Origin of the sequence: Nostocoides sp., assembly GCF_035343835.1 — a bacterium.
In the GTDB taxonomy this organism is placed as follows: domain Bacteria; phylum Actinomycetota; class Actinomycetes; order Actinomycetales; family Dermatophilaceae; genus Nostocoides_A; species Nostocoides_A vanveenii.
In genome coordinates, this window is record NZ_DAOQZV010000114.1 from 1 (window position 1) to 9,848 (window position 9,848).

At 69.2% G+C, this 9,848-nt stretch carries 10 protein-coding genes; 6 read left to right on the forward strand and 4 right to left on the reverse strand.

Annotated elements, in window-relative coordinates; translation table 11 throughout:
* The first annotated feature begins 76 nt into the window (after nucleotides 1–76).
* Nucleotides 77–1,144 carry an L-glyceraldehyde 3-phosphate reductase gene (gene mgrA, locus PKH97_RS09520; RefSeq protein WP_324387169.1) on the forward strand — a complete coding sequence of 356 codons (1,068 nt, stop codon included), beginning with the start codon at nucleotides 77–79 and terminating at the stop codon, nucleotides 1,142–1,144.
* On the opposite strand, the gene PKH97_RS09525 is transcribed toward mgrA, so the two are convergent.
* The 3 genes from PKH97_RS09525 to PKH97_RS09535 form a co-directional block, all read right to left on the reverse strand.
* A complete protein-coding gene (locus tag PKH97_RS09525; protein WP_324387170.1) occupies nucleotides 1,113–1,487 on the reverse strand; it encodes a hypothetical protein in 375 nt (124 codons plus the stop codon). The two genes, mgrA and PKH97_RS09525, sit on opposite strands and share 32 nt — an antisense overlap.
* A 403-nt stretch (nucleotides 1,488–1,890) precedes the next feature.
* Nucleotides 1,891–2,244 (reverse strand): hypothetical protein, encoded by a 354-nt coding sequence (locus PKH97_RS09530; protein WP_324387171.1) that lies wholly within the window; start codon nucleotides 2,242–2,244, stop codon nucleotides 1,891–1,893.
* A gap of 84 nt (nucleotides 2,245–2,328) precedes the next feature.
* The gene (locus tag PKH97_RS09535) at nucleotides 2,329–3,498 is read right to left on the reverse strand and encodes an L-erythro-3,5-diaminohexanoate dehydrogenase (RefSeq protein WP_324387172.1); all 1,170 of its coding nucleotides are present in this window, start codon (nucleotides 3,496–3,498) and stop codon (nucleotides 2,329–2,331) included.
* A gap of 90 nt (nucleotides 3,499–3,588) precedes the next feature.
* Here PKH97_RS09535 and PKH97_RS09540 point away from each other — a divergent pair, with 90 nt between their 5' ends.
* Genes PKH97_RS09540 through bioD form a run of 5 tightly spaced genes read left to right on the forward strand, consistent with a single transcriptional unit; the run spans nucleotide 3,589 to nucleotide 9,427 of the window.
* Nucleotides 3,589–5,031, forward strand: a complete 1,443-nt coding sequence (locus PKH97_RS09540; RefSeq protein ID WP_324387173.1) for a lysine 2,3-aminomutase — start codon at nucleotides 3,589–3,591, stop codon at nucleotides 5,029–5,031.
* 44 nt (nucleotides 5,032–5,075) lie between these two features.
* Nucleotides 5,076–6,143 carry a biotin synthase BioB gene (gene bioB / locus PKH97_RS09545; RefSeq protein WP_324387174.1) on the forward strand — a complete coding sequence of 356 codons (1,068 nt, stop codon included), beginning with the start codon at nucleotides 5,076–5,078 and terminating at the stop codon, nucleotides 6,141–6,143.
* A gap of 1 nt (nucleotide 6,144) precedes the next feature.
* Entirely contained in the window at nucleotides 6,145–7,473 is a 1,329-nt protein-coding gene (gene bioA, locus PKH97_RS09550) for an adenosylmethionine--8-amino-7-oxononanoate transaminase (RefSeq protein ID WP_324387175.1), read from the forward strand.
* Nucleotides 7,470–8,711, forward strand: a complete 1,242-nt coding sequence (locus PKH97_RS09555) for an 8-amino-7-oxononanoate synthase (RefSeq protein WP_324387176.1) — start codon at nucleotides 7,470–7,472, stop codon at nucleotides 8,709–8,711. The genes bioA and PKH97_RS09555 overlap by 4 nt, the downstream gene beginning before the upstream one ends.
* Complete coding sequence (gene bioD, locus PKH97_RS09560; protein WP_324387177.1) at nucleotides 8,708–9,427, forward strand: dethiobiotin synthase; 720 nt, start codon at nucleotides 8,708–8,710, stop codon at nucleotides 9,425–9,427. The genes PKH97_RS09555 and bioD overlap by 4 nt, the downstream gene beginning before the upstream one ends.
* A 114-nt stretch (nucleotides 9,428–9,541) precedes the next feature.
* Here the strand turns inward: bioD and PKH97_RS09565 are convergent, their stop codons facing one another.
* Entirely contained in the window at nucleotides 9,542–9,703 is a 162-nt protein-coding gene (locus PKH97_RS09565) for a hypothetical protein (protein ID WP_324387178.1), read from the reverse strand.
* Nucleotides 9,704–9,848 lie beyond the last annotated feature (145 nt).

The following is a 9,848-nucleotide window of genomic DNA, read 5'->3' on the forward strand; positions in this document are numbered from 1 at the left end:
TGGGACCCAGCTCCGATACTTCGCGAGGACCCCGAGCCCGTCGGCGTCAGGACGCAAGCCCAATAGAGTCTCGCCCATGACCCTCATCGCGAACGACTACCAGGCCGACGACGGACGCTACGACGGGCGGATGCCCTACCGCCGCGTCGGCCGGTCGGGGCTCGTGCTGCCGGCGATCAGCCTCGGCATGTGGCACAACTTCGGCGACGATGTGCCGCTTGATCGCCAGCAGGCAATCCTGCGCCGCGCCTTCGATCTCGGCGTCACGCACTTCGACCTGGCCAACAACTACGGCCCGCCGTATGGCAGCGCCGAGCGCAACTTCGGCAGCATCTTCGCCCGCGACTTCCGGCCCTACCGCGATGAGTTGATCATCTCCAGCAAGGCGGGCTACGACATGTGGCCCGGTCCCTACGGGCAGGGTGGCGGCGCCCGGAAATACGTCATCGCCAGCTGCGACCAGTCCCTGAAGCGGATGGGCGTGGACTATGTCGACATCTTCTATAGCCACCGCTTCGACCCGGACACCCCGCTCGAAGAGACCATGGGCGCGCTCGATCACATCGTGAAGTCCGGCCGGGCGCTCTATGCCGGCATCTCGTCATACAGCCCGGCACGGACGTTGGAGGCGGCCGAAATCCTCGCCGATCTCGGCACTCCCCTGCTCATCCACCAGCCGAGCTATTCGATGCTGAACCGGTGGGTCGAGGAGCGCCCCGAGGGGAGCGCCGAGAGCCTGCTCGACGTGCTGGGCGTCACGGGCGTGGGGTGCATCGCCTTCAGTCCGCTCGCCCAGGGCATGCTCACGAACAAATACCTCAAGGGCATCCCCGAAGGTTCACGCGCGTCCCAGGACAAGAGTCTGAGCGACTCGCTGCTCACGCCCGAGTCGCTGACGCACATCGCGGCTCTGGACCGCGTCGCCAAGAAGCGCGGCCAGACACTTGCCCAGATGGCCCTGGCCTGGGTTCTTCGCGACGACCGGGTCACATCAGCCCTCATCGGCGTCTCCAGTGTCCGCCAGCTCGAGGACAGTGTGGGTGCCGTCCGGAACCTGGATTTCACTGCGGCAGAGTTGAAGTCGATCGACAAGCACGCCGTCGACTCCGGCATCAACCTGTGGGCTGCGTCTTCGGCGACGTAGTCGCCGGTGGTTCGGCCGGGTCGACCGCTGCGTCCAGGATGACCGCCGCGACGGCTCCGACCAGACCGTCGTATGCCGTGACCGCCCGGTAGGTGTGCCCCTCGCCGTCGAAGACGGCCTCGTGCGCGGACGAGGATCCGTTTGTGTGGTCCTGGAACCAGGCGAGGAGGAGTTCTGCCTGGGTCGGGAGCATCAGCACCGTTGCTGGGTCGTAGGGCGCCGTGGCGGGGAAGCGAAAGATCGCATTCACATCGGGTCCGGAGAGCTTGGCGTAGGTCGTGCCGTCGGCGCCGACCCACTGTTCGCGCGTGCGGACTTCGTCCGAGCCCGAGGGCTGCGTCACCGTCCTTGTGGTCGATGCACCCGGAGGCGGCAGGGTCTGCACGCCGGCTCCTCCGCTCTGGGTCTGGGTCGAGGTGAGGTGGACATAGTGACCCGCTGGGATCGGACCGTTGTGCTGCGTGGCTGCGGTCGAGGCAAGGGCCGACAGCGCCGACGCCTGCGGGCTCGCGTCCGGGCTGATGATCGACCGGAGGATCGCGAGCGCACCCGCTGCGGCCGCCGCGACCAGGCCGGTTGCAAGCCAGCGCCGCCCCCTGCTCGGCGTTTCGGGCGGGCGATCGAGCCGGAGCGACCGGCCAGCACCTGGTCGTGGATGCGCTCGCCTGCCGGCTCGAAATGCCGGTGCAGGTCATCGGCGGTGGGTCGCGCGGCGATGAGCAGGTCATAGGGGTCGGTTTGCCGTCTCATGGCAGGTCCTCCACGAGACGAAGGGATGGGGCAGTGGCGTGCGGGTGGTCCGCGGATCGCGGAGTTTGGGTCCGCCGGGCACGGCCGCGACTGATGCGAACGGTCACGGCGGCTCGCTGCAGCCGAGGACGGCGGCGGCCTCGGCATACGTCAATCCGTCCCACGCGGTGAGCAGCAGCGCCTCGCGTTCGGCGGGGCTGCTCCGGCACCTCGCCGAGGCGCCGCCACGCGATCAGGAAGGTCTCGGCGACCACGTCTTCGCACTCGGCGAGGTCGATGTGCCGCCGGGCGTAGGCGTAGACCCGCGGCGCGAGCGTGCGGAAGGCGTCCTCGAACTGATCCTCACGCATCGTCGCCTCGGCGTCGCATCATCGGGATGTTCACACCCAGAGATGTCCGGCCCCGGATGTCACACCACCAGATTAGGAGGGCAGTCAGAGCGTCAGGCGGGCCTCGAAGAGCGCCCGGACGTCGGCATTGCGACGCACCAGATCCAGGGCGTATGCCGCGTGCCCGGGGACATAGCCATTGCCCACCAGCATCGTGACATCGGCAGCCAGGCCCTCGGCGCCTAGCGCCGCCGCGGCGAAGTTGGTCGCCATCGAGAAGAAGATCACGGTGCCGCCCTGGGCCGTGCTCAAGAGTGCAGGCTGCTCACAACCGGGAACGTCGACGCAGACAACCGTGATGTCGGCCGGCCCGCCGGCCGCTTCCACGGCGGTGGCCAGTCCGAGCGGCGAGCGCGCGTCGGCGATGACAATCTCGTCGGCGAGGTCGGTCGCGCGCAAGCGGTCGGCTTCGAGTTGGTTGGGCACCACCGCGATCCGCCGCCCCGCGCCCGCATCGGCGGCTGCGGCCAGCGCGAGGGAACCGGACTTCCCGGCGCCGCCGAGCACGAGCACGGTAGGGCCCGCGGGTGGGGCTTGCGCACGCATCGACGCGCCGCCGTGCGCGAGTTCGTCGGGCGAGTCGATGGGCTCGGGGCGCCCGAACGGGCCGGCTCCTCCCCCGGCATACGTCCCGACGACGCGGCGCACGAGGGCGGGGGCGCCGCATACGTCCATCACCATCAGCGCGAACTCGGGGGCGAGGTCGCCTGGGAGCACCGCGGCGATGGAGCGGCCGAAGAGAATGGCGTGACCGTCGGCGGGGACGCGTTCCTCGCGCCCGTCCCAACGCGCCAACGCGTCGGTGATCACGAGCGGGGTGAGCGAGAGCGAAACCAGGGTGGCGACGCGGTCGCCCACGCTCAGCCCGAGGGTCGACTGCGGCCCGACCTCGGCGACGGTGCCGATGAGCATGCCGCCGGAGCCGGTGACGGGGTTCTGCATTTTGCCGCGGGTGGCGATGATGTCGAGCACCTGATCGCGCAGGGCGTCGGTGTCCAGGACGCCGTTGACGGTGTTCGCCTCGGCGAGTTGGCGGTAGGACGCGGCGTCGAGATTGAGCGTCTCGACATCGATGCGGACCTCATCGGCCCACAACTCGGGGCGGGCGTCGAGCCGGCGAGCGGCCTGTGGCAGGGCGGAGCCGGCAGGCTCAAGGACGCGGTGGAGGCCCACGGGAGAGGACTCGGTCGCGGTGGCGTCAGCCTGGGGGTTCACGGCAAAATCTCCTCATCGAGTGCGCCCTGACGAGAAGTCTTGCGCGCACAGGGTGGCTCAAACGCAATTCCTCTGTCTATCCTGTCACGCATGACAACGTCCGTCGAGCAGCCCTACGCCTATCGTCAGCGCGAGCTGGTCGAGCCGGACTGGCGCCGGTTCTCCGGGTGGCGCGAGGTTACCCAGGCCGACTGGCGCAGCGCGCAGTGGCAGCGCGCGCACTGTGTGAAGAACCTCGCGCAGCTGCGCGAGGTGATGGGCGATCTGCTCACCGATGACTTCTATGCCGACCTCGAACGCGACCAGGGCGAGCGGGCGACGATGTCGATGCTGCTGCCGCCGCAGATGCTCAACACGATGGTGTCGACACTCGGGGAGCTGCCGGCCGCGGGTGCGGAGTTCACCGACGCCTTCCGCGCCGACCCAGTGCGGCGCTACATGCTTCCCGTCTTCTCCGACCGCCGCTCCGACTGGCCGTCGCACCCCTTCGCTTCCCGCGACTCGCTGCACGAGCACGACATGTGGGCGGTCGAGGGCCTGACCCACCGCTACCCGACCAAGGTGCTCGCGGAGATGCTGCCGACCTGCCCGCAATATTGCGGGCACTGCACGCGAATGGATCTCGTCGGCAACTCGACTCCCCAGATCGCCAAGCTCAAACTGCAGGGCAAGCCCGTCGACCGATATGCCGCGATGCTCGACTACCTGCAACGCACGCCGGCGGTGCGCGATGTCGTCGTCTCGGGGGGCGATGTGGCGAATATGCCCTGGAAGAACCTCGAAGGCTTCCTCGACAAGCTGCTGAACATCGAGAACATCCGCGACATCCGGCTGGCGACCAAGGCGCTGATGGGGCTGCCGCAGCATTGGCTCCAGGACGATGTCGTCGAGGGTGTTGGGCGCGTCGCGGCGAAGGCGCGCGCACGCGGGGTGTCCCTGGCCATTCATACGCACGTCAATCACGCGGAGTCGGTTACCCCCTTGGTCGCCGAGGCGGCCAAGGCTATGTTGGAAGCGGGGGTGCGCGATGTCCGCAACCAGGGCGTGCTCATGCGCGGCGTGAATGACACCAGCGTCGACTTGCTCGACCTGTGTTTCGCGTTACAGGACAACGCGATGATCACGCCGTACTACTTCTATATGTGCGACATGATCCCGTTCAGCGAGCACTGGCGCTTGTCGCTGCAGGAGGCCCAGGAGTTGCAGCACGCGATCCTCGGCTACCTGCCCGGCTTCGCCACGCCGCGGATCGTCTGCGACGTGCCTTTCGTCGGCAAGCGGTGGGTCCACCAAGAGGACTCGTATGACCGGGTGCGCGGAATGTCGTTCTGGCGCAAGAACTATCGGACCTCGATCGAGGCCGAGGATGTCGACGCGCTGTCGCGCGAATACGTCTATTACGACCCGATCTACACCCTGCCCGCCGACGGCCAGGCGTGGTGGCGCGAGCAGGGCGACGCCCTCGCGGCCCATGACGCGGCGATCGCTCGGGCGACCGCGTCGCGGGAGGCCTCGGCGCTCGCACTCGGTTGAGACGTGGACGGCCCACCATGGGTGTCGCGGGTAGGGTGACGAGCGTGTCGACCGACTTCGCCGCCCTCGCCGACCAGCAACTGGCCGGCGGCACGCTGACCACCGACCAGGCGCTCGCGATTCTTCGCTCGCGGGACGAGGAACTGCTCGACCTGGTCGCTGCCGGTGCGCGTCTGCGGCGCTCCCACTTCGGGCGGCTGGTCAAGGTCAACTATCTGGTCAACCTCAAGTCCGGCCTGTGCCCGGAGGACTGCGGCTACTGCTCGCAGCGGGTGGGGTCCGAGGCGCCGATCCTGAAGTACAGCTGGCTGAAGCCCGATCAGGCCGTGGATCAGGCGAGCCACGGCATCCAGGGTGGGGCGTCGCGGGTCTGTCTGGTGGCCAGCGGGCGCGGGCCGAGCAATCGCGACATCGAGCGGGTCGGGGACATCGTCGGCAAGATCAAGGCCGACCACCCGCAGGTCGAGGTTTGCGCCTGCCTCGGGTTGCTCAAGACCGGCCAGGCCGATGCCCTGCGCGAGGCCGGCGTCGACGCCTACAACCACAACATCAACACCTCCGAGTCGCGCTACGAGGAGATCTGCTCAACGCACACCTATGCCGATCGCGTCGAGACCATCGACGCCGCCAAGCACTCGGGAATGTCCGCGTGCTCCGGGCTGATCGTCGGCATGGGTGAGAGCGATGAGGAGATCGTCGAGGCGATCTTTGCGCTGCGTGCGCTGGACTCCGATTCCATCCCGGTCAATTTCCTGATGCCGTTCGAAGGCACGCCCCTCGGGCAGGACTGGAATCTCACTCCGCAGCGGGCGATGCGCATCCTCGCGCTGGCCCGCTTCGCCTGCCCCGACCGGGAGGTGCGCATGGCGGGTGGTCGTGAGATGCATCTGCGCACGCTGCAGCCGCTGGCGTTGCATCTGGCCAACTCGCTCTTCCTCGGCGACTACCTGACGTCGCAGGGGCAGGCGGCCCAGGACGATCTGGCGATGATCGCCGACGGCGGCTGGCAGATCGTCGGGCAGGTGCCCGGGGACGCCACGGCCGAGGCCGGCTTGACCCACCCGGTGATCCGTGAGCGGGGCGCCGGGACGGCTGTCACGGCGAACGCCTGACGTGGAGCCCGCGGACGTCCTCGCTGGCGACCGGGGTCTGCTCTGGCATCCCTACGCGCCACTGGATGGCCCGCCGCTCTATGCCGTGACCGGCGCCGCGGGCGTGTGGCTGGATCTGGTCGCTGAGGACGGTCAGCAATTCCACGTCCGCGATGCCATGAGCTCGTGGTGGGCCGTGCTGCACGGGTATCGGAATCCATTGCTGGACAAGGCGATCCACGATCAGGTCGATCGGTTCTCGCATGTGATGTTTGGCGGGTTGACGCATGAGCCGGCTGTTCGCGTCGCTGAGAAGCTCGTGGCATTGACGCCGGCGGGGCTCGACCATGTCTTCCTCGCCGACTCCGGATCGGTCGCTGTCGAGGTGGCGCTCAAGGTCGCGGTCCAGTATCAGCAGGCGCTCGGCCGGCCCGAGCGCACTGGCTTCCTCGCCTTGCGTGGGGGATACCACGGTGACACTCTCGGCGCGATGAGCGTGTGCGACCCCGTCGACGGGATGCATGCCGACTTCCCGGATTATGTTCCGGCACAGAGCTTTCTGCTGCGTCCGCCGCGCGCCTGGCGCGCTGGCGAGGGGTTGGCGAGTGACCCGGTCGAGGTCGCCTCGTGGATCGCTGAGGCCGAGCGTGTTGTCGCGGAAGTTGCCGGCCGCGTCGCCGGGATCATCGTCGAGCCGGTACTTCAGGGCGCAGGCGGGATGGTCGTCTACGCCCCGGAGGCTCTGGGGGCGCTGCGGCGGTTGGCCACGGCATACGGGCTGGTGTTGATCGCCGACGAGATCGCGACGGGCTTCGGGCGAACCGGGCGCTTCTTCGGAAGTGATTGGGGCGCAGTGGTTCCCGACGTCATGTGCGTCGGCAAGGCGCTGACCGGGGGGATGATGACGCTGGGTGCGGTCGTGGTGTCCTCGCCCGTCGCCGAGGTCATCGCCGCGTCGCTCCACCGGGCGCTGTTGCACGGACCGACGTTCATGGGCAATCCGCTCGCCTGCGCGGTTGCGTCTGCGTCGCTCGATCTGGTGGTCGCTGGGTGGGCGCAGGATGTGCCGCGGATTGAGGCGGCTCTGGTGACGGCGTTGTCGCCGGCGCGTGAGTTGTCGGTGGTGCGTGAGGTGCGCGTCCTTGGGGCCGTCGGCGTGATCGAACTGGCAGAGCCGGTGGACATTCCGCGGGTGACCCGGGCGGCGCTGGAGCGCGGTGTCTGGGTGCGGCCGTTTCGGCGGCTCGTCTACACGATGCCGCCCTATGTCAGCAGCGACGCCGACATCGCCGTGATCGGTGCGGGGATGGTCAGTGCGGTCGCGGACGTTTACGGCGGGTCGGCGTCGTGAACGGGTCGATGGGCGCCTTCCTTGCCACGCGCGCGGCGTGGCGGGACGAGCGCGGCATTCGGCGGGCCACGACCGTGCGGGACGGGGCGGTCGACCTCGCGTCCAATGACTACCTCGGGTTGGCGCGCGATCCACGGGTGGTCAGGGCCGGGCATACGGCACTCGATCGGTATGGCGCGGGTGCACGCGCGTCGCGGGTGGTCACCGGAACGACAACCGCACACGAAGAGCTGGAAGCTGAGATCTGTTCTCTCACAGGGGCATCGAGCGCGCTGGTGTTCTCCAGTGGGTTTGCGGCGAATGTCGGGGCGATCACGGCGTTGGGTGGGCCGGACCTGCTGCTGGTGCTGGATGCGCATGTCCACGCATCGATCCACGACGCGGCGCGGCTGAGCAAGTCGGTGGTCTCCTTCGTGCCGCATGGGGATGTCGACGCAGTCCGTTCGGCCCTGGCCGGGCGGACCGAAGGGCGGGCGCTGGTGGTCGTGGAGTCGGTCTACAGCGTGCTGGGCGATGTGGCCGATCTCGCGGCGCTGGCGGCGGTGTGTGCGGACCACGACGCGACCTTGCTCGTGGACGAGGCTCACGGGATCGGAGTGCTGGGCGCCGGACGTGGTGGTGTGCATGCGGCCGGGCTGGCGGGAGCGGATCACGTCCTTGTCACCGCCACGATGAGCAAGGCGCTCGGGGCCCAGGGGGGTGCGGTGCTCGGGCCGTCGGCGTTGCGCGAGCATCTGGTCAACACCGCTCGGACCTTCATCTTCGACACCGGGCTGACGCCGGCGGCCGCGGCCAGTGCGAGTCAGGCGTGCCGGATCATCGCCGCGGATTCGGCGTTGGTCGGGCGGCTGCACGCCAATGCCGATGTGATCGCGCAGGAGTGCGGCATAGCGCGAGCCGCGGGACCGGTGCAGTCCATCCCCTGCCCGAGCGCTGAGGTCGCTCGGGTTGCCGCTGACCGGGCGGGCGAGCGGGGGGTGCTGGTGGGCTGTTTCCGACCGCCGTCGGTGCCCGACGGGATCTCGCGCGTCCGCCTGACGGCCTGCGCCGGGCTGGGTCTGGATGAGGTGCGTGCCGCGGCCGAGATCGTGGGGGCCGAATTCGCGGCCGCATGTGCCGCGGAGGGCACCGATAGCGCGCCCAGCGCGCGCTCCGGCGGGGCGGGCCACGGTCTGGGATCCGAGCCGACGGCCACGCCGACCCAGAGCCGGCAAAGAGCCCCAGGCGCCCGGCGATGAGCCGGACCTTCCTGATCACGGGCACTGACACGGGGGTCGGCAAGACCGTGGTGACCGCCGCCCTCGCCGCCGCCTTCATCGCGGCCGGCGAACGGGTGCATGTGCACAAGCCGGTCCAGACCGGGGTGGCCGCGGGTGCGGCCGGGGATGTCGCCGAAGTCGAACGACTGGTGCCCCACGTGTCGACCAGTGAGGGGCTGCGGCTGACCGAGCCGATGGCCCCGGTGCCCGCTGCCCGGATTGAGCGCGTCCGGCTCCCTTCTCTGACGAGGCAGCTCGAGCAACTGCCGGCGCTGCGGGGGGCGGCCGATGTTTTGCTCGTCGAGGGCGCGGGCGGCCTGCTGGTCCAGCTCGGAGGCCGGGGAGAGACGATCGCCGATCTCGCGGCCGAGGCCCGCGCGCCGCTGATCGTCGTGACACGGGCCGGCCTCGGCACGCTCAACCACACGGAGTTGACGTTGGAGGCGATCGCCCATCGTGGGTTGCGCGCCGCGGGACTGGTGATCGGCTCGTGGCCTGCCCGGCCCGGGGTGATTGAGCGGACGAATCGCCACCATCTGGCGGGACTGGGCGTGCCGCTTCTGGGCGCGTTGCCCGCCGGCGCGGATGGCTTGGCGCCCAGCGAGTTCCAGCGCCTGGCGCCGGGCTGGTTTCAAGACCTCCCACGCGCGATTGCTGACCCCTTCCTTGGGCAGCACGACGAAGGTCACCTCTGAGCGACGTTGAAGACACGACCGGCGTGAAGCCGCTGCCCCTCGACGGGCGGGATTTGTCCTCTCGACGCGGCTGAAGTGCACCCCCGACGGGGTGGGGGCGGACGGCGCAGGGAATCAGGCCGCGAGGAGACGCCTCAGGTGTGCTTCTAGAGGGCTGAGTTCGGCACCGATCGCCTCGTCGATGGCAGGCATCTCCGAGTCGCCGCTGGGCACATTCGAATTGGCGGCGCCCACCTTCGCCGAAGCGGCAGGCACGTCCTCGTCGTCGCTGGCCACGATCGCGTCGTCGCTGGCGGTCGCGGTCGAGTCAGCGCTGGGCAGGCTTCGCCAGTCGTCGGTGAGGCCGAGGTGATCGCTCGGATAGCTGGTGTGGGCGGCCGAGCGGGTCGGTCCAGGTCACGGTCAGGTCGGGATGGATCGC